The following is a 23,137-nucleotide window of genomic DNA, read 5'->3' on the forward strand; positions in this document are numbered from 1 at the left end:
TGGCGGGGAAAGTACGGCCTGCGGTCATTGACAAAAAAAATTGTCAATGATACCCACGGCGGTGTGCTCGACGTCGACGTCATCGAGGATCCGGCCGCGGCCGCGGCCGCGCTCGAGCCTGTCAGGAGCCGGCTGCTCTCGGAGCTCTCGGCGCCCGCCTCCGCCGCGACGCTGGCCACGCGCCTCGGGATCGCGCGCCAGAAGATCAACTACCACCTGCGCGCCCTCGAGGCGCACGGGCTCGTGCGCATGGCCGGGACGCGCAAATGGGGCGGGCTGACGGAGCGCCTGCTGGTCGCGAGCGCGGCCTCCTACGTCGTGTCGCCCGGCGCGCTCGGGCCTGTCGCCGCGGATCCGGAGCGCGCCTCGGACCGCCTCTCCGCGACCTACCTCATCGCCCTGGGCGCGCGCGTCGTGCGCGAGGTCAGCGATCTCCTGCGGCGCTCGCGGGAGGCCGACAAGCGCCTCGCGTCGCTGTCGATCGACGCCGAGGTCCGCTTCCGATCTCCGGCGGAGCGCGCCGCCTTCACCGGCGAGCTCACCCGCGCGGTGACGGCGCTCGTCGCGCGCTACCACGACGACGCGGCGCCAGGCGGGCGATCGCACCGCCTGGTGATCGTCGCTCACCCCACACCCACACCGAACGAATCACCACGAAAGGAGTCATCATGCCCGTGAGAAAAGACGCGTCCGGCCGTCGCAGCGTCGAGGCCGAAGTCGAGGTCCCCGGCAGCCCCGAGGAGGTGTGGCGCGCCATCGCGACAGGGCCCGGGATCTCGTCGTGGTTCGTGTCGAGCGAGCTCGAGGAGCGCGAAGGCGGCACGACCGTCTCTCACTTCGGCCCGGGCAACAGCATGGATTCGGTCGCGACCATCACGGCCTGGGAGCCGCCTCGCCGGTTCTCCGCCGAGGCCCCGGAGGACATGGGACCAGGCAGCCCCAAGGTCGCCACGGAGTGGATCGTGGAGGCGCGGTCCGGCGGGACCTGCGTCGTGCGCGTGGTGCACAGCTGGTTCGCGAGCACCGACGACTGGGACAACCAGTTCGAGGGCCACATGCACGGCTGGGCGGCCTTCTTCCGCATCCTGCGGCTCTATCTGGCCCATTTCCGTGGGCAGCCCTGCGCGGCGTTCCAGCTGATGGGCGCCGGATCCGAGCCCAAGGCCGCGACGTGGGGCGCGCTCATCGGCCCGCTCGGGCTCGCTGGCGCCGCGGAGGGCCAGCGGGTGAGCTCTGCCGCCGGCGCGCCGCCGTTCGCGGGGGTGGTCGAGCGCGCCGGCTCGAGCGAGCACCCGGAGCTGCTCCTCCGGCTCGAGGAGCCGGCGCCGGGCATCGCCCACCTGTTCGCCCTTCCCATGGCCGGGCAGATCTTCCTGCCGATCCGGCTGTACCTGTACGGCGACCGGGCGCCCGCCGCGGCGGCGCGCGCCGAGCCCGCGTGGCAGGCGTGGATGGCCGAGCGCTTTCCGGTGCGCGCGCCCGGTTGACCCTCCGAGGCACCTTGTCTCACGTGTGACGGCCTGACGCGGGCGAGCCTCCGCCGGGGGCGGCGGAGAGCGCCGCTCCGGGACGGCGCACATCGCTGCGAACAGCCCGATTCCCATCGGTTTCCGGCAAAGGCTCGGGGCGGCACCGTTCGTGTATCGCCAGGCTCAAAACAGCGCTCGGCCCTCGCGCCGGCGCTCGTTCAACGGAGTCGATGGAGGTACCGATGAACCATGCAGTCAATCCGAGGTGGTGGGATGATCACAAGACGTCCGGCTGGGACCGCGTGAAGGAGGCGCTGCGCCGCGACTGGGAGCAGACCAAGGCGGACTTCACCGACACCAAGGGGCAGGAGCTCAACCAGGACGTCGGCGATACGGTGAAGCAGGCGCTCGGCAAGCAGCCGATCCCGCCGCGCTACGCGCCGAACACCGACTGGGACCAGGTCGAGCCGGGGCTGCGCTACGGCTGGGGCGCGGCGAGCCATTACAACGATCACACCGACTGGGACGATCGGGTCGAGAGCAAGCTCAAGGAGGAGTGGAACGACCTCAAGAGCGGGCGCACCTGGGACGAGGCCAAGAGCGCCGTGCGGCGCGGGTGGGAGTCGGCGCGGCGCAAGGTCTCCTGAGCCGCGCGCGGGCGCCGGGCCCGGAGCGAGGCGCGGGCGCCCTGGCCGGCGACGGGGCGCGGGAGTCCGCTGCGCCCCTGCGCTCAGCCGCCGATGAGGTGCCGCGCGTAGCCGTACACGTAGACCGTGATGAGCGCGGCGGCAGCCACGTTGAGCAGGAAGCCTGTCCGGATCATCACCGGGAGCCGCACGTACCCGCTGCCGAACACGATGGCGTTGGGCGGCGTGCCCGCCGGCAGCATGAAGTCGCAGGACGCGGCGATCGTGGCCGCGAACAGCACGCCGAGGTCCTGCGGAAGCACGTTGAGCGCCACGTTCACGGTGGCGGTGTTGGAGGCCAGCGCCGACAGGGCGATCGTGCCGGCGCTGGCGAGCCCGAGCTGCGCGAGCAGCGGCGCCTCGGCGACGACCGCGAGCTTCGCGGCCATCCACGCCGAGAGCCCGCCGCCCTCGATGCCGGCCGCCATCGCGAAGCTGCCGCCGAGCAAGGCGAGCGTGCCCCAGGGCATCCGGCGGACGGAGGCGAGCGAGAGGGCGCGCAGGGCGAGCAGGCCGAGCGCCGCAAGGACGGCCACGGTCGCCTCGTAGTGCTTGCCCTGCACCTTGAAGCCGGCCGCGGCGCCCATGCCCCTGAGCGCGTCCTGGAGGGGAGGCGCGAGCGCGGCGCGCAGCGGATCGCCGAGGATCCAGAGCGCGCTCGCCGCCGCGAAGATGGCGGCGACCGTCTTCTCGCCGCGGCTCATCGGGCCCATGGCCGCGAGCTCGCGGTCGAGCGCGTCGCGCGCACGGCCGGGGCCGAGCCCGTCCCGCTTGCCGACGCGCCACAGGGCGAGCCAGAGCAGCGGGACGAAGAGGACCACGAACGGCAGGGCGATCGCCATGTACCGCAGAAAACCGAGATCGTGGCCGAGCTTGTCGGCGAGGAAGCCGCAGAAGATGGAGTTCGTCCCGGTGCCGATCTTCGTGCCGACCCCGCCGACGTTGGAGGCGTAGGCCACCGCCAGCATGATGGCCGTCCCGTAGTGCGTGAGCCTGCGCCCTCCGGCGGCCGACTCCAGCTGCGCGAGCAGGGCGAGCCCGATGGGGACCATCATCACGGCGGTCGCGGTGTTGGAGATCCAGAGCGAGATGGAGCTCGTCGCGACCAGCATGCCGAGCAGGAGGCGCTTCGGGTCCGTGCCGACGGCCCGCATGATGTGGAGCGCCACCCGGCGGTGAAGGCTCCACTGCTCCATGGCGGCCCCGATCGCCATGCCGCCGAGGAAGAGGAAGATGTAGGCGTCGACGAACGGCGCGGCGGCGCGGGCCGCGTCGCCCGCGAGCCCGCGGCCGAAGACGCCGAGCAACGGGAAGAGAACGAGCGGCAAGCAGGCGGTGAGCGCGACGGGGAGCACCTCGAAGAGCCACCACAGCGCCATCCACGCCGCGACCGCGGCCGCGTACGCAGGGCGGTGGCCATAACCAGGGACGGCGTGGAGCCCGCTCGGGACGAGCGCGATCGCGAGGGCGGCGGCCGGACCAGAGGCGACGCCGAGGCAGCGAAGCAGGCTGAGCCGCGCAGGCGGCGGGTGGCCTCGGTGAGGGGCGCCCGGCGGCGCGGCGGCGTGATCAGGGGGGCCCTGCATGGCGACTCTATCGCACACGCGCTCCTCGCCGGCAGGCCGCGCCCTGCGCGCAGCGCGGCGGGCGCGGCGCGCGCGTGCTAGGCGTCAGCCGCTCCGCACGGCGCTCGCGGCGCCCGCAGGGCAGGAGAGCCGCCGTGTCCGATCCCCTCGTCGTCAACGATGCGCTGACCGCCCCGGCCGCGCTCCTCAGCTGGAGCGCCGTTCGCGCGTCGGGGCCCGGCGGTCAGAACGTCAACAAGGTCGCCTCCAAGGTGGAGCTGCGCTTCGACTTCGGCGCGTGGCCGGAGCTCGCCGACGACGCCAAGGCGAGGCTGCGCGTGCTGGCGCGCGGTCGGCTCGACGCCGAGGGGCGGCTGTTCATCGTGAGCCAGCTGACGCGCGACCAGCTGCGCAACCTGGACGACGCGCGCGAGAAGCTGCGCGCGCTCATCCTGCGCGCGCTCGAGGTGCCGGTGCAGCGAAGGCCGACGCGGCCGACGCGTGCGTCGAAGGCGCGGCGGCTCGACGAGAAGCGGCGCACGGGCGAGAAGAAGCACGTGCGCCGCGGCGGGGGCGATCACGAGTAACGGGGCGCGCGGGCGCGCGGGCGCGCGGGCGCCGGGGGAGCGCGTCCAGCGCGCGCCCGCGCCGTGGCGGCCTTCGCTCAGCGCTTGCGCCGGGAGCCGGCGACGACCTCGGCCGCGGTCGTCGCGGTCGCCGCGCGCTTGATCCATCGCCGTAGCTTGCCCAGATCCTCGCAGCCGGCGATCGCGCGGGCCACCTCGGCCGGCGTGGCGACCCCGCGCGACTCCAGCACCGTGAGGATGGCCTCCTGCGCCATCCTGATCTCGCCGCGCGCCTCGCCGCGCGCTTCACCGCGCGCCTCGCCGCGCGCTTCACCGCGCGCCTCACCGCGCGCCTCGCCGCGTGCTTCACCGCGCGCCTCGCCGCGCGCCTCACCCTCCGCGAGCGCTGCCTCGAGCGCGGGCACGCGCTTGTCGAGCAGCGCGCGCGCCACGGCGTCGTCCGAGGACGTGGCCTCGAGGAGCGCCTGGATGGGCAGCGGGCGCACGAGGCAGGGATCCTCGATGACCGCATCCTTCGGCAGCGGGCGCCAGCCGTCGGTCTCGCGCGACCACTCCATCACCCGGCGCTGCTTCACCAGGATGCAGAACACCCGCCGCACGCCGCGGGCGATCAGCAGGCGCGCCTTCGTGGTCGGAACGGCGAGGGCCTGCTTGTCGCTGACCTCGAACGCCAGCTCCTCCAGCCGCCGCCGGCCCGCGCGGTCGGGCTTCTGCGCGAAGACGCTGGCGTCGGCCGCATAATCGCTGCCGAGGTCGGTCCGGGTCAGCATGTCCACGGCGCCCCGGTAGCCTTCGGCGACGTGGGCGCCGAGGACGTAGGTCAGATCGAAATGCTGCGTCGCGTGCGGCGGATCGGCCGGGGCGGCGTAGACCTCGACGCCGTGGAGGTACTCCACCCGCGTCTCGGGCGGCGCCAGCCGGTCGTCCACGTGCGGCACGTGCGGGCGCCCCCTGCCGGCCGGAGGCGCGTGGACCGTGCGACCGGAGGCGCCGGCGCCGGGAGCGAGGAGGACGTGGTCGTGCCTGCGCATGAGCTCCATCCTAGCGCAGCCAGCGACCGGCGGGGATCGCGGCGCCGGCGTCCGCGCGCTCCCGCCGCGCGGCGAGGCTCAGGCGCTCGCTCTCAGACAGCCCAGCTCGTAAAGCCCCATCCACCCGACCTCCGGGTCGGTGCAAGCGCCCTCCCTGAGCTGCTCCACGAAGTCCTCGATCGGCTTCTCGACCACGTCGATGAACTCCGTCTCATCCAGCGCTTGCGCCCTGTCGCGCGCGCAGTCCACGGCCAGGAACGCGTGTCGCTCGATGGTCGAGTAAGCGCACTCCAGCGGGCGACCGAGCGGCACGAGCCGCCCGGCGACATACCCCGTCTCCTCGAGGAGCTCGCGCGCCGCCGCCGCCTCCGGGGCCTCGCCAGGCTCGACGCCGCCCCCCGGGAGCTCGTCGAGGATCCGATCGGGCCCCGGCCTGTACTGGCGCGCCAGGATTACCCTCTTCTCGCGGGAGATGGCGAGGACGCAGACGACTCGCCCCTCTTTCTTGAGCGAGAACGTGCGGACCTGCCCGTCCGGGAGCTCGAAGGTGACGTCCTCGATCCTCCGCCACGGCGAGTGCTGGACCACGCGCCGCTCCAATGCCTTCCACCGCACGACCGTCATGACCAACCCACATCGTTCGCCCAGGCGGCGCGCTCGGTCAAGACATTGGCGCCGCCGGTCAAGGACGGGACGCGCGCTCGGCATCATCCTCCCTGGCATGACCTACCTCATCCCGAGCCAAGAACAGGCGCACGCGGGTCTGCGTGCCATCAAGGTCGTCCTTACCTCGGCCGGCCCCCTCGACGGGTCGCGGCGCGACGCGATCGCCGCGGTGCAGCGGCACCTCCTTCACACCGACCTCGACATCGACGCGCTCGCCCCGATAGCGCCCGAGGAGCTCGCGCGCGCCGTCGAGGATCCCGCGCTGCGCGAGCAGCTCATCAACGGTCTCTGCGCGATGACCCTGTGCGGCGAGCGCGTCGACGAGCGCGAGCTGCTCGAGGTCGAGCGCTTCGCCGCGGCGCTCGGGGCGCGGCCGCACGCGGTCCGCCAGCTCCACCACCTCTACGAGCGGCGGCTGCTCCTCCTGCGCATCGACATCAGCCGGAGCTCGCTGCTCGGCAAGAACGTGCGGCGCATGCTCGATGAGGGCGGCCTTTATGGGCTCGCCAGGAACGTCGCGAGCTTCGCGGGCATCCTGGAGAACGAGCCAGTCGCCGCGCGCTACCGCTCGCTCGAGGCGTACAGAGAGGGCACCCTCGGCAAGGCGCTCTTCACGTTCTATCGAGAGAACGGCTTCTCGTTCCCCGGCGAGAAGCGCGGCGTGCCCGAGGGCGTGCTCACGCACGACCTGAGCCACATCCTCGCTGGTTACGGCACGGACCTGCGCGGAGAGGCGATGACGATCGCCTTTCAGGCCGGGTATCGCCGCGAGAACCCGTTCGGCATCCTCGTGTTCCTGCTGGTGCAGCTCCAGCAGGGCGTCCAGCTCACCGTGCTGGCGCCCTCGCAGCAGGGGATGCTCGCGACGCGCGGGCTCGCCGACGAGCTCGTGCGATCGTTCGTTCGCGGAACGAAGATGAGCATCGACCTGATGGACGACTGGGACTTCTGGTCCGACATGGCGGTGGATCTCGACGAGCTGCGCCGCCGCTACGGCGTCGTCCCCTGGGAGGCCGCGGCCTGATCCGGGGCCTCCGCCGAAGCAGCCGAGAGGCGAGGAGGGCTCGCCGCCGCGCGGGGGGGGCGGGCGGCGAGCCGGGGGCGCGCGCTTCACCCGCCGAAGCCGCCCGCGACCGTCTTCGAGAACGACGCGCCGCCCTGGCTGGCGCGCACCGCCGACTGGGAGAACAGCGCGAACGCCTTGCGGATCTCCGCCGCGTCGCTCTTCGGCGTCAGGATCCAGCGGTCCTCGATCCCCATGTCGCGGAAGACGGCGCGGAAATCGGTGTTCCCGTCGTCGATGCCGATCGCCGCCACGATGTGGGCCTCGGCCCGCCGCATGTCACGGACGAGGGCGCACACGTCCCTGGCCTTGGCCCACGTCGAGCCCGCGTCGGCGCCGTCCGAGATGATCAGCGTGACGGTGCGCGCCGGGACGCCGCTCAGCGCGAACTCCTGCGCCTTCGCGATCACCGTTCCCAGCAAGACCACCGTCTGATCGTAGAGGGGCGTGCCGAGCATGGGATCGTAGTTCTTCGTGTCCATCTTCAAGGCCTGGGCGATCGGGCAGTACGGATACAGCACCGCCCCGTTCAGGTAACGGTTGTGCGCGAGGATCGAGTCGCGCTGCCTGGAGTCGGAGAGGGCGCCCACCACGAGGTTGTGCCCGTCCCTCACCGACGGGGCGTTGCCAGCGAATTTGATGGATCCCGAGTCGTCGGGCATCACCGTGACCAGCACGACCTCCGACGACGCGACGTCGTCCACCTGCACGCCGAAGCCGGCCTGGATCTGCGCGCCCAGATCGGTGATGTGCAGCGCCTGCATCGCCTCGGGCGAGAGCGCGCCGTCGTCCCGCGCCGCCTCGAAGAGCTGCTCGATGTCGAGCGAGCCACCGCGGCTCGCTCCGCTGTCGTTCTCCTTGTTCTTGCTCATCGGATCCTCCACGGTCATGCGCCCAGGCACGGAATCGGGTCGGTGCTCTTCACGAGGTTCATGCCGGCGGCGGCGAAGCGGGCGAGCGCCTTGTCCGCCTCGGCGGTGAAATCGACGGCGAAGCCCCCCTTGCCGTCGGGCACGGTGACCGGCGACATGCAGTCGGTCATCACGTAGATCTTCTTGGCCAGCGCGCGGTCGGTGAGCGCGATCTCCGTCAAGATGTCCTCGATCGAGCTGCGGACGCAGTGGCTCGCGGCCTGGCCGGCGATGATCACCGCGTCGGCGTGGAGCAGCGTCCTCAGGAAGCCCGTGCTCCGCTGCGCGAGCGGCTGGCCGTCGTGGCGCGTCAGCACCTCGGGCTGCATCACCGAGTAGTTCTCGGTGAGCGGGTTGCCGCCCTTGACCTCGACCCACGACTGCACCCCGCGCGCGAACGCGTGGAACATCCGCGCCTCGTGCACGACGCCCGCGAGCGCGTGGCCGTCGCTCCCGAGGATGCAGTGCGGCGGCCACAGGTAGAGCTTGTATTTCCCGGCCTTCTCGAGCTCCTCGCAGTAATACCGGACCTGCTTCATGAGCCACGGGTAGCTCCCGCCGCAGAGCCACTTCGCCACCGCGGGGTTCGGCCGCACCTCCCCCGCGTCGATCTGCGCCGTCGTGATCTCGCGGTGCGCGGTCAGCGGGCGGTCCTCGCGATCCACCCAGAAGGCCGGGAAGAAGATCTGGTAAGCGAAGTGGGTGTCCATCGTGACCGTGATGTTCGTGATCGACGCGAGGTTCCTGTAGATGAACTCGGCGATGCGGCGGCTGTCGTCGACCGCGCCCGTGCCGCTCCTGCCGGCGACGTAGAGCGAGCCCTGCGGGAAGCAGAAATCCTTCTGCACGTCGATGAGCAGGAGGTGGACGTTCTGCGCGTCCGCGGCCGACGGCTTCACGCCGTGCGCCTTGCGCCACGCGGCGGCGGCGCCGTGCAGCGCCTCTTCATTGGGGTGAAAGCCCCACCGCTCGGCGTTCTTGGCGTCATAGAAGGCGGGCAGGGGGAGCTCTGTCGATTTCATGGTCTCTCTCTCCTCTCGATCGGCCCGCGAGCGCGGGCCGTCAGCTCAGCGTGGATTCACGAGATGCGAAGCAATGTGATCGCCTGTGCGTCGACGACGAACAGGCCCTCTGGGCCGACGAGCAGCCGGGAAGCCTGGGTGACGAACGGCTCGGTGCCGGGGAACTGCCGTGTCTCGACGAGCGCGCCCCCGCGGACCTCGACGCGGACGACGCCGCTGTCGGTCGCCGAGAGCAGGAACCCGGAAGCCGCGCACTTGCCGGTCAGCGCGCCGAGCCACGAGCCGCCTTCCCCCTCGCCGTCGGCGACCGCCTCGACCGCGCCGTCCTCGCGCACGACGACGCACCGGTGCACGGTCCGGCCGGCTTGCTCGGCGGCGAGGAACAGCCATGCGCGCCCGGCGCGGGGGCGCCCGCGGCCGTCGTTCGACGACGAGCTCGGGCCGGCGTCGAAGACGCAGGTCGCCGCCGTGAGCTTGCCGCCCGGGAAAGGCAGCTTGACCGTGTCCTTGAGGCCGGGCCGATCGGCGTCGAAGACGAACGCTATCGAGACGTTCCCGGCGCGGTAGAAGCCGAGCCCGAAGCTCTGGCCCACCCAGAACAGCGTTTGCCCGGCGAGCACCTCGCCCATCGGCACGGCGTCCGCCTCGCCCGAGAGCGCGGCGGCGCCCGGCCTCCCGCTGCGCAGGAGCTGCCCGCCGCGCGTCCAGTAGCGGGCGCGCGCGTTGACGTCGAAGATGGGCCTCGTCCCGACGCAGTCGACCTGGATCCGCTCGGGCGCGGCCCCCGGCGAGAGCACCACGAGATCGCCGCCCCGGCCGATCAACGTGGCGCTCCCGTGCACCGCGAAGCGCGTCGCCGGGTGTGGCGCGCCAGACATCACGACGGACCGGTCCTCCCGCAGGAAGCGGCCGCCCTCGTCCACGAGATAGCAGAGCCCGCCCGGGCCGAGGGCCGCGGCCAGGATCACCCCGCGCGTGCTCAGGATCCGCGTCGCCAGCACCTCGCCGTGCACGACCGTCGACTCCTTCACGACGGCCGGCGCGGCGCCCGCGCAGGCCGGGCAGGCGGGGCGCGCGTGCTCGACGCCGCACGAAGGGCACCTCGTCCACGCGAGCGCGTCGAGCAGCCGGCGCGGGAACACGCCGCGCCGGTCCTCGACGAAGACGCGATAGAGCGCGTCCAGGAGGTCGTCCGGCAGGACGCGGTACGGGATGGCCGGCTTCGGATACCGCACCTCGCGGTCGAACACGGTGATGCGGCGGAGCGGCCTCGCGCTCTCGGGCACCCGCGCCGACGCGGACCGCGGCCGGAAGACGCCGCCATAAGGCCCCACGCAGAGCAGGCTCTGCATGACCATCACGGCGAACGCGTACCAGTCGGAGTCCTGCGAATACGGCCTCGACAGGAGCGGCCGGGGGAGCGAAGGGTCGCAGAGCAGCGGATCCACGAAGCGCTCGGTGAACACCTGGCAGAGGTACGGGCCGAACTGGAAGCTGTCGGCGTCGATGACGAACACCTCGCCGCCGGCGACGAGCACGTTGAGATCGTTGAAGTCGCCGATCACGACGCCCCGGTCGTGGATCGCCGCGACCGCCCGGTGGAGCCGCGCGAGCACCTCGGAGACCGCGGCCGACGAGAGCCCGCCGTGGCGCATCGACGGCTCGCCGTAGCGCAGGAGCGGCTCCGCGCCGCGCACGAGGCGCATGGCGTAGCCCACGACGCGCTTCCTGGCCCTGTCGGTCGCGAGCTCGAGGGGCGCGATCACCTGATCGGGCAGCGCCGGCGGGAACGCGCGCAGCTTGTCCTGGTGGCGCTCGATGCGCGCCTCGGCGGCGCGCTGCTCGGCGTCCTGCCCGGCATAATCCGGGTGAGCGGGCGTCTTCCAGACCTTGAGCGCGCGGCCGTCTCCGAGGTCGAACACGTCCGCCTCCCCGCCTTTGCCGATCGAGGCCCGAGGGTCGAGCCGAACCCGCTTTGAACCGAGATAAACGTCCACAGTCGCCTCCTCCGGACGCAATCAAACGCAATCGAACGCAATCGAGCGCAACCGAGCGCAATCGAGCGCAATCGAGCGCAATCGAGCGCAGACGCCCTGTCGTTTCCCTCCGCGACTCCTGCGCCTCCGCGCAGGGCCGCGCCTCAGTCGCGGGCGCCCTGCGCCCTCCGCACGACGACCACCGTCGTGTCGTCGCGGAGCAGCCCGCCTTCGCGCTCCATCCGCTCTTCCTTCCACACGGGCCGCGCCACCGATCGGTTGATGAGCGCGAGCCGCCTCCTCACCGCGTCGGGGTTCCGGAAATACCGGTCGTCTTCCCAGAACCTCGACAGCGGGCCGACCTCGCCGCCCCCCGGGATCTGCCGTGACGACGACTCCAGCAGATCGATCGCGCCGTCGGTCCCGAGCAGGGCAGTCCGGAGCGTGCTCGACGGGAAGGCGCGGTGCACGGTGAAGCGCGGCGCCTCGCCGCCGGGCGGCCGATCGAGCAGGCCATACGCGAGGTACGGGGGCTCGTCCCTCGGGAAGGGGCCGAGCCGCAGGAGCTCGTCGCCGAGCGCGATGAGGCCGTCGCCGAGGGAGAACGCGCACGCCCTGTCGCCGGAGATCGCGAGTCCGACCACGGTGAAGAGGAAGAAGGTCGACAGGACCTCGGTGAAGCTGCCGCCCATGCCGGCGGCCACGTCGCGGAGCGGCGCGAGCGCCGCGCGCCGCACCTCTTCCCACGTCGCGGGCGAATCGAGGTCTCCGCCGCGCCGGAGCGCGCCGAGCACCTGCTCGGCCACGATCCGCGCCCCGAGCGCCGCGCCCACCTCGCTGCGCGCGCCGCTGCCGCAGCCGTCGCAGACCACCGCGACGAGAGAGCCGCCCTCGGCACGGAAGGCATAGGCGTCCTGGTTGGGCCGCCCCGCGACGAGGTGATCGGTCCCGGTCACCGTCCCTCCGGCGACCTCGAAGGCCGAGCCCCCTCCCATGTCAGCCAAGAAAGCGACGTCGCGAAGCATGGAGTTCCCTTCTGCGCCCGGCGAGGGCGCGCTGCGGCCGGACCCGGGCAGACGGAGGCCGGGGCGCGGTCCTCCCGGCGCCGGAGCTCCACCGTCCGCTCGGCGGTCAACGCCGACCGTCAGCGCCCGCGCCCGGCGAGCACCCGATCGTTCGTGTATCTTACACACCAAGCTTAGTGTTCTTAGTACACGTTGTCAACCCGGGCGCCGGCGTTCCGGCCACGCTTCCTGGAGGCGTGCGAGCGCGTCGCTGACACGCGAGCGGGCATCCCGCTTCAGATCTCGAAGCTGAAGCCGTCCTTCTCGAGCCGCTCGTACTTCCGGCGGTCGAACCGGTAGAGCCGCGCCGCGCGGTGCGCGACGTCCTGCTCCACCTCGTCGAGCTCGACGAGCAGCCCGGTGCCGAGCGCCTTCTTCCGGAAATTGCGCTTGTCGAGCGGGCGCTCGAGGATCGCCTCGTAGAGGCGCTGGAGCTGCGACAGCGTGAACTTCGGCGGCAGGAGCTCGAACCCGATCGGCCGGTATCGGACCTTGCCCTTGAGCCGCTCCAGCGCGACCGGGAGGATCTCGTCGTGATCGAAGGCGAGCGCCGGGGTGTCGTCGACCGCGAACCACGCCGCCTCGCGCGCGTCGGTCGCGGCCTTGACCCGGTGATCCCCGAGCTTCACGAGCGCGTAGTACGCCACCGAGACCACGCGCTCGCGCGGGTCCCGCCCGAGCGCGCCGAACGTGTAGAGCTGCTCCAGGAACACCCCCGAGAGCCCCGTCTCCTCCGCGAGCTCCCGCCGCGCGGCGTCGTCGAGCGCCTCGTCGACGCGCACGAACCCGCCCGGGAGCGCCCACCTGCCGCGGAACGGATCGAGCTCCCGCCGGATGAGGAGGACCTCGAGGTCCTCCTCATCGAGGCCGAACACGACACAATCCACCGTCAGCGCAGGCCGCGGGTGCTCGTAAGAGACGAACATTCAACCCTCCGTGTAATTTGCACATGAATCTTGGTGTTGATCGGACACCATGTCAACCAGCGCCGCGGAGCTCGGCGGGCCGAGCGAAACGTCATCGAACGTCGACAACCCCTCGACGGCCGGGGCGCGTGCGCGGTAGAACGCGCCCATGACGGGGGACGCGGGGTCGAGCACGGCGGGGGCGGAGACGAGGGAGGAGCTCGAGGCGAAGCTCCGTGAGGCGCAGCTGCTCCTCCGCGCGATCCTCGACACCCTGCCGATCACCGTGGCCATGTACGACCGCGAGGGGGTCTTCACGTTCCAGGACGGCAGGGGGCTCGAGGCCGCCGGCTTGAAGCCGGGGCAGTTCCTCGGAGCGAGCGTGTTCGATATCTTCGCGAGCGACCCGGCGGGGCTGGAGACGAACCGGCAGGCGCTCGCGGGGAAAGGCGCGTACAACGTCTATGAGACGTACGGCGCCGCCTGGGAGACATGGCATATCCCCGTGCGCGACGGGAACGGGGAGCCCGACGGCATGATCACCGTCAGCCTGGACGGCTCCGCGGCGAAGCGGCGCGAGCAGGAGCTCCGGGCGAAGGTCGAGCTCATCGAGACCCAGCAGGAGGTCATCCGCGATCTGTCGACGCCCATCATCGAGGTCTGGGACAAGGTGCTGACCCTCCCCATGGTGGGCGTGGTGGACAGCCTGAGGATCTCCGAGGCGATGGACAACCTGCTCTCGGCGATCGTGAACAAGGACGCGCGGTACGCGATCCTCGATCTCACCGGCGTCGACGCGGTCGACACGCGGACGGCCGGCTACCTCATCGAGATGATCAAGGCCATCCGGCTCCTCGGCGCGGAGGGGATCATCACGGGGATCCGGGCGAACGTGGCGCAGACGATGATCGCTCTCGGACTCGACCTCTCCGGCGTCACGACCGTCGGCAACCTCCGCGCCGGCCTCAAGCTCTGCATGCGGCGCATGGCCGCGGCGGGCGAGGGGGGCGAGCGCGCCGAGGCGGCCAGCGCGCCGGCGAAATAGCGGCTTCCGGCAGGCGCGCGCGCACGCGCCGCGCGGCGGCGGCTCAGCGGTGGATCACGATGCGCGTGGACGGGTCGTCGCGCGTGGCCTGGACCGCGTACCACTCATCGGGCACGGCGGGCTCGGTCCAGTGGAAGAGCCATTTCGCGTCGGCCGGCGAGAGGTTCACGCATCCGCCGCTCTGCCCCTCGCCCCAGCGGTCGTGCCAGTAGGCCGCGTGAAGGAGGTACTTGCTGAAGAAGTGCTGGCTCCACGGCACCTCCGCCTCGATCCAGTCGTCCGCGTCGACGTGGGGCGTGATGAGCGTCTTCGTCACCCATTTGCGGCCGATGCTGTACTGGCCGAGCGGGGTCGTGGAAGGCGGCACGAACGGCTCGGCCTTCTCCGGCTCCTCGGCCCCGTTGCGCCCGGCCGAGATCAGCGTCGCGAACACGGGGCGGTCGTCCTCGTAGGCGATGAGCCAGCCGTCGAGGGCGGCGATCTCGATCCACGTGTTCCTGCGCCCGTCCGCCGGCGCCGAGGGCGGCTCCCCACCGAGCTGGATCGGGTGGCCCCACGGGTTCCGCGCCCGCCGCGGCTGGACGACCACCGCGTCTCGCTCGAGCACCCAGTGCCCGTCGTCCCGGGTCTCGAGATACGTCAGCTTGCCGACCCGCTTCGATCGGCCCGTCAGCCCGACCCGGGCGAGGCGCTCCCACACGGCGTCCGTCTTCGCGGGCGGGCCTCCCTCCGTGAGGCGGTACTTCGGGCGCGCCTTGCGGCGAAAGAAGGCCATCGGCAGGCGCGCCTCGGCGCCGAGGTACACCCCCTCGAAGGTGGCGGGCTCGTACGGCTTGACCTTGTCCTTCGGTATGAACGTCAGATCCGACGCCCAGAGCCAGGTCGCCCCGCCGGCCTCGACCTCCTCGGTCCAGGCGACCGACGAGCGCGGGCGGACCTGCATGTGCCGCAGATCGTGGAGCCCCTCGGGCCACGCCGGCGCGTCGATGCCGTCCACGCGGAGGAGGCGCTTGAGCCCGAGCGACTCGCCGTAGCGGTACGGGAGCGGCAGATCGGCGCGCGGGGCATGGGGGATCAGCGCCTGGCGCACGGGATCGGCGGTGTCCAGGGTGGCGCGCTCGCCGTCGACGCACACGTAACCGCGCGGCTCCACCGCGTAGAACGCCGGGCAGCCGCCGGCGCCGCGGATGGGCTCGACGCTCTTCAGGCGGACCGAGCCGCCGATCGAGAGCATGCCGATCCACTGGGCCTTGGGCCGCGGTGCGGACCGGATCCACACCTCGCGGCCCTTCGAGTACACGCGCGCGGATCGCGCCCGCGCCGCCTCCACCTCCGGGGCCGGCGCGGCCGGGGCCGAGGCGGCCAGCGCCTCCGGCGGCGGCTCCGGCGCGCTCGAGCGCGCGGAGGGCGCGCTGGAGGGCGAGGGCTCCGCGACCGCCACGCCCGCGCTCCCGGCCGCGTCGGCGCGCGAGCCGGCGTCTTGCCGCGACGGCGTGCACCCGAGCCACAGGGCGCCGAGGGCAACGGACCACGAGCGGCCAGGCATAGGCACGAGACCCTAGCACGTCGAGCCCGGCCGGCGGAACGACGTGCCAGTCTGGACGAAGGCGCTCGCGCCGCGAGCGGAGCGGAGGTCGTCGCTCGTGCCGCGATCTGCGGCGACGGCGCCTGGCCGCCAGGATTTCGATCGCCGCGGGTGTCACGCTCACCCCGCTCGCGCCTAGAGCCGAGGAAGGCCGGCGAGGACAGCCGGCCAGAGAAGACAAGGAGAGATCCCATGCGTCGTTGGCTCAAGGTGACCCTGATCGCGGCCGTCCTCGGAATCCCGGCGGTGGCCTATGCTGGAACGCAGCTCACGGGCGGCTGTCCGTGCGCGGATTGCCCGTGCCCCGACTGCCCCTGCGGCTGAGCACCCAGCGCCCTTGGAACCGCGCGCGCGATCGCTGCTCAACGCGTCGATGAGACGCCTCGCCGACGGCGATCGCGCGGCGTTCGAGCCTGTCTATGCCGCCCTCTGGCCGGCGATCGGCGCGTTCTGCCGTCGCATGCTCGGGGGCGGCGCGGACGCGGAGGACGCGGCCCAGCAGGCGCTGCTCAAGGTGTTCGACCGCGCCAGCTCGTTCGATCCCGACGGGGATGCGCTGACCTGGGCGCTCGCCATCGCGACGTGGGAGTGCCGCACGACGCGGCGGCGGCGGTCCCGGTCGAGGGAGGCGCCGGACGAGCATGTCCCGTCGATCGCGGCCGACGTGCCCACGCCGGAGGAGACGGCGATCGCCCGGGATCTGGACGACGCGGCGCGCGAGGTGCTCGGCACGCTGGCCGAGGCGGATCGCGAGACGCTGAGGGCGACCCTGCTGGAGGTCGATCGCGATCCGTCGGTGTCGAGCGCGGCGCTGCGCAAGCGCCGCGAGCGCGCGTTTGCGCGCCTGCGGGAGGCGTGGAGGAGGATCTATGGAACGTGAGGCGCTTGCGGGCCTGAGCCTGAAGGAGAGGGCCTATCGCGCGTACGAGCGGGGGAGGGCGAGGCGGGCCGCCTGGGCAGCGGCGCCGACGATCGCCGTGGCGCTCGTGGCGGCGCTGATGAGCGATCGTCCGGTCACCACCGCGATCCTCGGCGCGGCGCTCTACGTCGCGGCGGCGCTGCTCTCGTGGCGCGGGCAGCAGCTCGCGCGAGGCGTGCTCCCGGGCGTCGCCGCGGGCCTCGTGCCCTTCGCGGCGGCGCACGCGGCGCGCATCTACGGTCACCTGTGCACCCCGGAAGGGTGCGTGTCCATCTGCGTCCCTGCCTGCCTGGCGGGCGGGGTCGCCGCCGGCGTGCTGCTCTCGCGGGTGCTGCGCCGGTCGGAGCGGCTCGGGGCGTCCTGGGCCTCGGCGTGCGGCGTCGCCGCCCTGACGGGCGCGCTCGGCTGCGCCTGCGTCGGCTTCGGCGGCGTGGTCGCCCTCGCGGCGGGGCTGCTCACCGGCACCGCGCCGCTCGCCCTCCGCCCTGCACGCTAGAGCGACGGTCACCCGCTTCGGATACGGGCCCACCTCGACGTTTTCGGTGCTCAGCGCACTGGAGTGCGCTTCCGCGCCGAAAACGCCGATCTGGGCCCGTCTCCTGTGCGGGTGACCGCCGCTCTGCTGCGGCTCTGGATGGTGCAGAGGGGGGCGGAAACCGCTGTAGGCTCTCCGCATGGCGGAAGCCGCTCGCAAGCGCCTCGCGCTGGCCCTCCTGATCGTCGCGGTCATCCCGGTCGGCTTGATCACGCGGTTCCACGGCGGCCCAGCGTGGCTGCGCAACGGCGCCGGCGCGGTGCTCTATGAGGTCGTGTGGATCGCCGGGGCGCAGATCGTGTGGATCGCCGCGCGCACGCACCGGCTGGCGCTCGCGGTCTTCGCCGCGACGTGTGGGATCGAGCTGCTCCAGCTGAGCCAGGCCCCCTGGCTGTGGGCCGCGCGCAGCACCACCCCGGGGCGGCTCCTGCTCGGCGCGAACGGCGGCTTCGATCCCGGCGACTTCGCGCTGTATGGCCTCGGCTGCGTCCTGGGTTATGGGCTCTGCCGGCCGTTCAGGGCCTCCGCATGAGGCCCGCGCCGCGCCGAGCGCGCGCGCCGGTTGCGGCAAACGCCGCGAGGGGCCAGGCTGGCGATCGCGAGATCCAGGAACCAGGAGGCGATGGCCATGTCCGAGGCTCACCACACCGGCGGCTGTTTGTGCGGCGCGATCCGCTACCGAGCGCGCGGCGCGCCGGTGAGCGTCAATGTCTGCTATTGCAGCCAGTGCCGGCGCCAGACCGGCGCGCCGATGCCGGCGTTCGCGTCCTTTTCCGACGAGCAGTTCGAGCTGCTCTCCGGCGCGCCCGCGACCTACCGCTCATCGAGCTCCGCCGTCCGCCAGTTCTGCGCGACCTGCGGATCGTCGCTGTTCTGGCGCCGTGACGGGGCGCGGGAACTCGACATCTTCCTCGGCACGATGGACCGACCCGGCGACGTGCCGCCGCCCAGCTTCCAGCTCTGGACCGCGCACCGCGTGCCCTGGCTGCCCGCCATCCAGGGGGCCACCGACTACCGTGGGGACAAGGCCGGCAGCCAGAGCTGACCCGACGTCGCCGAGCGGACGGCTGTCGGCGGTCATGAGCAGCCGAGCCGCAGCTCACCCGCGTCGGCAGCGCGCCCCGCCGGAGGGCCGCGCTCTCCTCAGGGGCCTTCGCCGGCGCTGTCTCCGCCGGCGGCCTCCTTCGCTTCCTCCTCCGCGATCTTCGCGCGCACCTCGTCCATGTCGAGCGAGCGCACCTTCTCGATCACCTGGTCGAGCGCCGACGCGGGCAGCGAGCCCGCCTCCGCGAACAGGAGGACCTTCTCGCGGAAGATGAAGAGCGTCGGGATCGACCGGATGTTGAAGGCCTGCGCCAGATCCTTCTGCTCGTCCGTGTTGATCTTCCCGAACACGATGTCCGCGTGCTTCTCGGAGGCCTTCTCGAAGACGGGCCCGAAGACCCGGCACGGGCCGCACCAGGGCGCCCACCAGTCGACGAGCACGATGCCGTTCGACTCGACCGTCTTCTCGAAATTCTCCGCGCTGAGCTCGATGGTACTCATCCGCGGAGCATACCCCCGAGACCCGCCCGTGTCGCCGAGCGAGCGGCCAGGCGCCGCCGGCGGCGCTCAGGGCGCGTTGCAGACGATGATGGGCTCGATCGCCTCGACGAGGAGCTGCTCGACGCGCTCTTTTCCGATGTCGGCGGCGCGGGCGGACCGCTCCAGCGTGCTCCGCCACCGAGGGAGAGCCCCGCGTCCCGGCTCCGCGCGGGCGCCGTGCTACACCATCGGCAAGGCTTACCGTCGAAGGAGAGCTCGCCATGATGAACGCGTCTGTTCAAGCCCTCGCCGATGCGATGGATCTCGGATCGTTGCTGCAGGAAATCCGGGATCGACATGGCGAGTTCGATCTCCTTGCCCACTGGAAGCAGGGCGAGTTCCACCACGACGTGGTCCTCCGGGTGCACCGCTTCGCGCCGCTGCCGGCGCCGGTGCTCGTCGTGAGCACGAACTGCAACGGCGGCGTAAAGGAAGTGCTCTGCTTCGGCGACGTCCCGGAGCGTTATGCCCTCTGGCACCATCGCTGCCCCGGGGTGCCGGAGTTCTCTGGCGAGCTGCCGTCCATCGCCGCGCAGGCGCGGACGTCGCACTACTTCGATCCGTGCGAGCTGCTCGCGGCCGACGCGCGCAGCGAGCTGCGCCCCGAGTTCCGCGAGCGCGACGTGGGCGGAGGATGGCGCCCGCGGTGCGGACAGGCCGGTTCGCCGTTCGACGCCGAGCCCGGAGGAGCGCGCGGGTCAGCGAAAGGGGAGACGTGCTCGTGATGTGCCGGTGATCCCGGCCGCGCAAGGCCTCTCCTGCGGGCGAGCTCGCTCAGCGGCGTCTTTCGCCCATCGCGCCGCGCCCCGTGGTGCGGGCCGCGCAGAAGGCCGCGTCCAGCCGCCAGGCCGCGCGCGACGCCTCGCCCGCCGTCGCGCCGCGCGCGCCCGCTGCCGCGGCGATCGCCTTTCTGAAGTGCGCGCCGGCCCTGCGGCGCTCGATCGCGACGAGCGCCAGGCAGAGCGCGACGAGCAGCACGTCGCGGGCGCTCGGCTCCGGCAGCGTCCACGCGAGCCAGCCGGTGGCGATCGCGAGCATCACGGTACAGAGCTCCCAGGACGCGGCGCGCTCGGCGCCCTCCGACTCCGCCGTGGCGGCCAGCGCGCGCGTCACGCTGGGTGGCGGCTCGAGCTCCCCTCCGGAGAGCTCCGGCGCCCCTGCGCCGGGATCAACGGTCGCACCGGCGCTCGCCACGGGGCGCGCCAGGGACGCTGCGACTGCGTTCGTTGCCGCACCGGGATGGATTGAGCTCATACAAACACCCTCCTCGCCTTGCCGTCCGGCCCTGCACGATCCCCAGGCTCGCACGTTGCGCGCCAACATGAAAAGAGCGACCCGACGTGCTCGGCGAGTATTGAGCACGCATTACGTGCGCATCTGTTGTGCAGGACACGCAATCGGTGCATCTGTTGTGCAGGACACGCAATCGGCCCGTGCCGCTCGAGGCTTGCTCGCACCGGGGCGTAGGGGGGCTTGTCGCTCTATATCGTACCTTGGTTGGTCTGGCGCGAGGCGCGGGCTCTCTTGGCGGGGCGGAGGGGCGCGGCGGCGTCGCTCAGGGCGGGGACCGCGATCGCCGCGCCGCTCAGTCTCAGGCAGCGACCTCGCGCGCCGGCAGCGGGAGGCCTTGCCGGATCACGCTGTCGATGAAGGGCTTCACGATCTCCTCCAGCTTGCTCCCGAGGTCGTCATCGACGTCGAGCAGCCCGTCCTCCCCGAGCCGCAGCGCCTTGTCGAGGAGGAACAGCCCCGCGACGACGTGCCGCGCCCCGAGCGACTGGAGCACCGGACGGAGCGCGTAATCGATGGCCAGCACGTGCGCGAGCGTCCCGCCCGTCGCGAGGGGGAGAGCTGCCTTCCCCGCGAGCCCGAACTGCGGCAAGAGGTCGAGGAACGCCTTGAGCGCCCCCGTGTACGAGGCCTTGTAAATGGGCGTCGCGATGACGACCCCATCCGCCTCCGCGACGACCCGCGCCGCGTCCGCCAGGGCGGGGGAGTCGACGCGCCCGAACAGGAGATCCTCGGCCGGGAGCTCGCGGACGTGGATGGTGGTGACGCGAAACCCCTCGCGCACGAGCCGCGCCGCGATGCGGGCCGCGAGCGCCGAGGTCTTCGAGCGCGCAGAGACACTTCCGGTGATGATGGCAATGCCTGACATGAGCGCAGCATACCAAGGCCCGAGAGTGATGTCTACTATAACGGACGAATTGTCCGTCGCAACGGATCGCGCTGCCGGGGGTCGGCCCCGGGGGAGGGGCCGTGTGTGGGCGCGTGCTGGAGGATCGGTATCCGAGCGCAAGAGAACAAGAGAACAAGAGGGCGCCGGTAGGGGGCCGGCGCCCTGGTCATGAGCGAACGCTCGCTCGCGCGCTCACGAGCGCTCGCTCGCGGTCAGTTCTCGAACCGCACGTTGTCGAGGTAGTATGGACCGGAGTTGGCGGTCACGTTGAGGTTGAACTGCAGCTTCACGTCGCTGGCCCCTGCGTTCAGCGCGTTCTTGGTGGCCGTCGGCAGCTGGGCAAACTGGATCCTCACGAACTGGCCCCGGGGGAGCGGGGTGAGCGGGACGTTGCCGGCCCACTGGTTGTGGATGCCGGCCGACGGGATCGAGATCAGCACTTCGATGTTCCCGCCCCAGCTCGGGCTCGGCTGGACGGGAGACACGAAGAGATCGAGCGTGATCTTGTCGCCCACCGGCGCGAGGTTCGCCGAGCTGAAGCTCGGGCTGACGATCTCGTTGAACGGGGAGGGCGTCTTCACCTGGAGCGACGAGATGCCCTCCACCACCCGGCCCGTGTGGACCGACAGCTGGGCCTGCGCCGACGTCCACGCGCCCGGCTTCTCGAACCCGAGGATCGGGTCGTTGAGGAGGAACTCCGCCATCACGTTCTTCCGGAACGGGATGAACACGCCCGTGAGGGCCTCCGAGATCTTGAAGCGCTGCCCGCCCGGCTCGTCCGGATCGGCCTCCAGCTGCTCGGAGGTCTGCGTGAACGGCCTCAGCTTCGCCAGCGTCGCGGTCGTGCCGAGATCGAGCTCGACGGTAGGGGAGCCCGTGGCGTCGCCGATCGGCTCATGGCACCCGCTGCACGACAGCGAGAACGCGCGCCCCACGACCTGATCCGGGGTGAGCGCGCTGCCCATCGCGGTGAGCTTGCTCTGGATGCTTGTCCTGAGGGCCGAGGGCCCGGCGCCGAACGTCGCGAAGTAGTTGTTCTGGAGGCCGATCATCTGGCTCTCTCCGGCGTTCATCGTCGCCGGATAGCTCGGCTCCAGGGCGAAGCGGTTGATGTCGTCGGCCGCGGCGAGCCGCTCCACGAGGTCCGGGAACGACGTGCTCCTGAAGGCGACGGCGCGCGCGTCGGTCGAGGCAGGATCGAAGAGCGGCGCGGCCGGGTTGTCCTTCACGAACGACGGGGTCACGACCAGCGTGGCGCTGCTCCCTGAGCCGCTGTGAAGGAGCCTGAACTCCCGGAGGTTCCACGTGGTGAAGGGCTCGGGCGGATCGCCGTCGACCTCGGGGGCGAAGAGGAACTCGTTGGTCCGGATCTGGCCGCCGTACGGCCCCGCGTTCTGGCCGTAGTGATCGATGTGGAGGACGGGCTCGAACCCCCCGGGCAGGCCGTCGAAATAGAAGGCGAGCAGCTCGTCCCGCCGCGTCTCGAGGCTCTTCGCCGGATCCGACAGGTGGTACCAGAAGTCGACGACCGGGCGGCACCCTTCCCGTCCGAGGCTCGGCGACGGGTTGGGGAGCCGGCCCTCGAAGATGATGAAGTTGCGCATCTGGAACGCGCTCTCCGGGATGCCCGAGCGCCTGGCGAAGACGACGCGGTACTCACCGCAGTTGGCGCCGTCCGGCGGGGCGAGGTCGAAGCGGTTCGCCAGGGTCGTGGCGACGTAGGCGTTCGGGGCTTCCTCGTCGGCGAAAGGATCCCTGTCGGCCTCCTCGCCCACGACGCGGGGGCAGTCGATCGGCCACCCGTTGATGGACCCGGCCGAGCCGGGGATCACCACGTCATCGCAGTGCGGGCCGAGGCCGATCCCGTCCGCGGCCTTCCGGTTCGTGTCCATGAACTGCCGGAAGAGCTGGAGGGGCGTCAGGCCGACGCCCGCCTGATCGATGAGCTGCTGGAGCACGTCCTTCAGCTTGAAGGCGCCGAGGATATCGGTGTTCGTGACGACGAGCGACCTCCGCTCGTTGATGGGGAAAGGAAGCGAGAGCGCCTGGCCGGCCTCCGCGATCTCACCCTCGGCGAGATCGGCCGGAGCGCCGTCCGTGGGCCCGAGATCCGCGCAAGAAACCGGCAGGATCGCGAGCGCGGCCAGCGCGGCGCGCCGCGCCCCCCGCCACGCGCCGGGGGAGGCAGGATCGGAATGAGAGCGCACCGGACTGCTCGAACTCGACAGCTTCGACGACATGAAACCTCCTGAAATGACCCCGAAGAACGGCGGAGCCGCGCGAGAGCGCGAGCGCGCCCTCGCGGATGGACGGGGCGGCCCGAGGAGGACGACCGCCGGCGAGCG

Annotated in this window: 25 protein-coding genes; 12 read left to right on the forward strand and 13 right to left on the reverse strand. The window is 71.9% G+C overall.

Features of this window, described 5'->3' with window-relative positions; all coding sequences use genetic code 11:
• Positions 1 to 63: 63 nt before the first annotated feature.
• The 3 genes from WMF34_RS12165 (at position 64) to WMF34_RS12175 (ending at position 2,116) form a co-directional block, all read left to right on the forward strand.
• Positions 64 to 678 (forward strand): ArsR/SmtB family transcription factor, encoded by a 615-nt coding sequence (locus WMF34_RS12165; RefSeq protein ID WP_012234972.1) that lies wholly within the window; start codon positions 64 to 66, stop codon positions 676 to 678.
• Positions 669 to 1,487, forward strand: coding sequence for an SRPBCC family protein (locus WMF34_RS12170; protein ID WP_437993393.1), 819 nt, complete (start codon positions 669 to 671; stop codon positions 1,485 to 1,487). The genes WMF34_RS12165 and WMF34_RS12170 overlap by 10 nt, the downstream gene beginning before the upstream one ends.
• A 224-nt stretch (positions 1,488 to 1,711) precedes the next feature.
• Entirely contained in the window at positions 1,712 to 2,116 is a 405-nt protein-coding gene (locus WMF34_RS12175) for a hypothetical protein (protein ID WP_437993394.1), read from the forward strand.
• Positions 2,117 to 2,199: 83 nt separating this feature from the next.
• Here WMF34_RS12175 and WMF34_RS12180 read toward each other — a convergent pair whose 3' ends face one another.
• Positions 2,200 to 3,741: an SLC13 family permease gene (locus WMF34_RS12180; RefSeq protein WP_437993395.1), complete on the reverse strand. Its 1,542-nt coding sequence runs from the start codon at positions 3,739 to 3,741 to the stop codon at positions 2,200 to 2,202.
• Positions 3,742 to 3,875: 134 nt separating this feature from the next.
• On the opposite strand from WMF34_RS12180, the gene arfB reads away from it, so the two are divergent.
• Positions 3,876 to 4,307 (forward strand): alternative ribosome rescue aminoacyl-tRNA hydrolase ArfB, encoded by a 432-nt coding sequence (gene arfB / locus WMF34_RS12185; RefSeq protein WP_012234976.1) that lies wholly within the window; start codon positions 3,876 to 3,878, stop codon positions 4,305 to 4,307.
• Between the two features lie 77 nt (positions 4,308 to 4,384).
• On the opposite strand, the gene WMF34_RS12190 is transcribed toward arfB, so the two are convergent.
• Both WMF34_RS12190 and WMF34_RS12195 read right to left on the reverse strand, forming a co-directional pair.
• Positions 4,385 to 5,338 (reverse strand): Uma2 family endonuclease, encoded by a 954-nt coding sequence (locus WMF34_RS12190; RefSeq protein WP_012234977.1) that lies wholly within the window; start codon positions 5,336 to 5,338, stop codon positions 4,385 to 4,387.
• 78 nt (positions 5,339 to 5,416) lie between these two features.
• Positions 5,417 to 5,962, reverse strand: coding sequence for an NUDIX hydrolase (locus WMF34_RS12195; RefSeq protein ID WP_437717309.1), 546 nt, complete (start codon positions 5,960 to 5,962; stop codon positions 5,417 to 5,419).
• A gap of 97 nt (positions 5,963 to 6,059) precedes the next feature.
• Between WMF34_RS12195 and WMF34_RS12200 the strand changes: the two genes are divergently transcribed.
• A complete protein-coding gene (locus WMF34_RS12200) occupies positions 6,060 to 7,028 on the forward strand; it encodes a hypothetical protein (RefSeq protein ID WP_437993396.1) in 969 nt (322 codons plus the stop codon).
• An 86-nt stretch (positions 7,029 to 7,114) separates the two neighbouring features.
• Here WMF34_RS12200 and WMF34_RS12205 read toward each other — a convergent pair whose 3' ends face one another.
• From WMF34_RS12205 to WMF34_RS12225, 5 genes are all read right to left on the reverse strand, one after another.
• Positions 7,115 to 7,939, reverse strand: a complete 825-nt coding sequence (locus tag WMF34_RS12205) for a hypothetical protein (protein ID WP_437993397.1) — start codon at positions 7,937 to 7,939, stop codon at positions 7,115 to 7,117.
• Between the two features lie 14 nt (positions 7,940 to 7,953).
• Positions 7,954 to 9,000: a nicotinamidase gene (locus WMF34_RS12210; protein ID WP_437993398.1), complete on the reverse strand. Its 1,047-nt coding sequence runs from the start codon at positions 8,998 to 9,000 to the stop codon at positions 7,954 to 7,956.
• Between the two features lie 56 nt (positions 9,001 to 9,056).
• Positions 9,057 to 10,997, reverse strand: a complete 1,941-nt coding sequence (locus WMF34_RS12215) for a hypothetical protein (RefSeq protein WP_437993399.1) — start codon at positions 10,995 to 10,997, stop codon at positions 9,057 to 9,059.
• Between the two features lie 143 nt (positions 10,998 to 11,140).
• Positions 11,141 to 12,001, reverse strand: coding sequence for a protein phosphatase 2C domain-containing protein (locus WMF34_RS12220; protein WP_437993400.1), 861 nt, complete (start codon positions 11,999 to 12,001; stop codon positions 11,141 to 11,143).
• Between the two features lie 275 nt (positions 12,002 to 12,276).
• Entirely contained in the window at positions 12,277 to 12,966 is a 690-nt protein-coding gene (locus tag WMF34_RS12225; RefSeq protein WP_437993401.1) for an NUDIX hydrolase, read from the reverse strand.
• Between the two features lie 148 nt (positions 12,967 to 13,114).
• Between WMF34_RS12225 and WMF34_RS12230 the strand changes: the two genes are divergently transcribed.
• Positions 13,115 to 13,990, forward strand: coding sequence for an STAS domain-containing protein (locus WMF34_RS12230; RefSeq protein ID WP_437993402.1), 876 nt, complete (start codon positions 13,115 to 13,117; stop codon positions 13,988 to 13,990).
• Positions 13,991 to 14,033: 43 nt separating this feature from the next.
• On the opposite strand, the gene WMF34_RS12235 is transcribed toward WMF34_RS12230, so the two are convergent.
• Positions 14,034 to 15,536: a L,D-transpeptidase gene (locus WMF34_RS12235; RefSeq protein ID WP_437993403.1), complete on the reverse strand. Its 1,503-nt coding sequence runs from the start codon at positions 15,534 to 15,536 to the stop codon at positions 14,034 to 14,036.
• A gap of 231 nt (positions 15,537 to 15,767) precedes the next feature.
• On the opposite strand from WMF34_RS12235, the gene WMF34_RS12240 reads away from it, so the two are divergent.
• The 5 genes from WMF34_RS12240 to WMF34_RS12260 all read left to right on the forward strand — a co-directional run bounded on the left by WMF34_RS12240 (position 15,768) and on the right by WMF34_RS12260 (position 18,074).
• Positions 15,768 to 15,899 (forward strand): hypothetical protein, encoded by a 132-nt coding sequence (locus tag WMF34_RS12240; RefSeq protein ID WP_269454239.1) that lies wholly within the window; start codon positions 15,768 to 15,770, stop codon positions 15,897 to 15,899.
• 49 nt (positions 15,900 to 15,948) lie between these two features.
• Positions 15,949 to 16,455 (forward strand): RNA polymerase sigma factor, encoded by a 507-nt coding sequence (locus WMF34_RS12245; RefSeq protein WP_437993404.1) that lies wholly within the window; start codon positions 15,949 to 15,951, stop codon positions 16,453 to 16,455.
• The gene (locus WMF34_RS12250) at positions 16,445 to 16,990 is read left to right on the forward strand and encodes a hypothetical protein (protein ID WP_012234988.1); all 546 of its coding nucleotides are present in this window, start codon (positions 16,445 to 16,447) and stop codon (positions 16,988 to 16,990) included. The genes WMF34_RS12245 and WMF34_RS12250 overlap by 11 nt, the downstream gene beginning before the upstream one ends.
• A 178-nt stretch (positions 16,991 to 17,168) precedes the next feature.
• Positions 17,169 to 17,561: a DUF2809 domain-containing protein gene (locus WMF34_RS12255; RefSeq protein ID WP_012234989.1), complete on the forward strand. Its 393-nt coding sequence runs from the start codon at positions 17,169 to 17,171 to the stop codon at positions 17,559 to 17,561.
• 96 nt (positions 17,562 to 17,657) lie between these two features.
• The gene (locus tag WMF34_RS12260) at positions 17,658 to 18,074 is read left to right on the forward strand and encodes a GFA family protein (RefSeq protein ID WP_044968333.1); all 417 of its coding nucleotides are present in this window, start codon (positions 17,658 to 17,660) and stop codon (positions 18,072 to 18,074) included.
• A gap of 98 nt (positions 18,075 to 18,172) precedes the next feature.
• Here the strand turns inward: WMF34_RS12260 and trxA are convergent, their stop codons facing one another.
• Positions 18,173 to 18,574, reverse strand: coding sequence for a thioredoxin (gene trxA, locus WMF34_RS12265; protein WP_012234991.1), 402 nt, complete (start codon positions 18,572 to 18,574; stop codon positions 18,173 to 18,175).
• A gap of 260 nt (positions 18,575 to 18,834) precedes the next feature.
• On the opposite strand from trxA, the gene WMF34_RS12270 reads away from it, so the two are divergent.
• Positions 18,835 to 19,338, forward strand: a complete 504-nt coding sequence (locus WMF34_RS12270; protein WP_012234992.1) for a hypothetical protein — start codon at positions 18,835 to 18,837, stop codon at positions 19,336 to 19,338.
• Between the two features lie 49 nt (positions 19,339 to 19,387).
• On the opposite strand, the gene WMF34_RS12275 is transcribed toward WMF34_RS12270, so the two are convergent.
• The 3 genes from WMF34_RS12275 to WMF34_RS12285 form a co-directional block, all read right to left on the reverse strand.
• On the reverse strand, positions 19,388 to 19,807 hold the full coding sequence (locus tag WMF34_RS12275) for a hypothetical protein (RefSeq protein WP_437993405.1): 420 nt from the start codon (positions 19,805 to 19,807) through the stop codon (positions 19,388 to 19,390).
• A gap of 397 nt (positions 19,808 to 20,204) precedes the next feature.
• Complete coding sequence (ssuE, locus tag WMF34_RS12280) at positions 20,205 to 20,771, reverse strand: NADPH-dependent FMN reductase (RefSeq protein WP_012234994.1); 567 nt, start codon at positions 20,769 to 20,771, stop codon at positions 20,205 to 20,207.
• A gap of 233 nt (positions 20,772 to 21,004) precedes the next feature.
• On the reverse strand, positions 21,005 to 22,999 hold the full coding sequence (locus WMF34_RS12285) for a hypothetical protein (protein ID WP_437993406.1): 1,995 nt from the start codon (positions 22,997 to 22,999) through the stop codon (positions 21,005 to 21,007).
• Between the last annotated feature and the right edge of the window lie 138 nt (positions 23,000 to 23,137).

This window comes from Sorangium sp. So ce145 (assembly GCF_051525985.1).
Classification (GTDB): domain Bacteria; phylum Myxococcota_A; class Polyangia; order Polyangiales; family Polyangiaceae; genus Sorangium; species Sorangium cellulosum_B.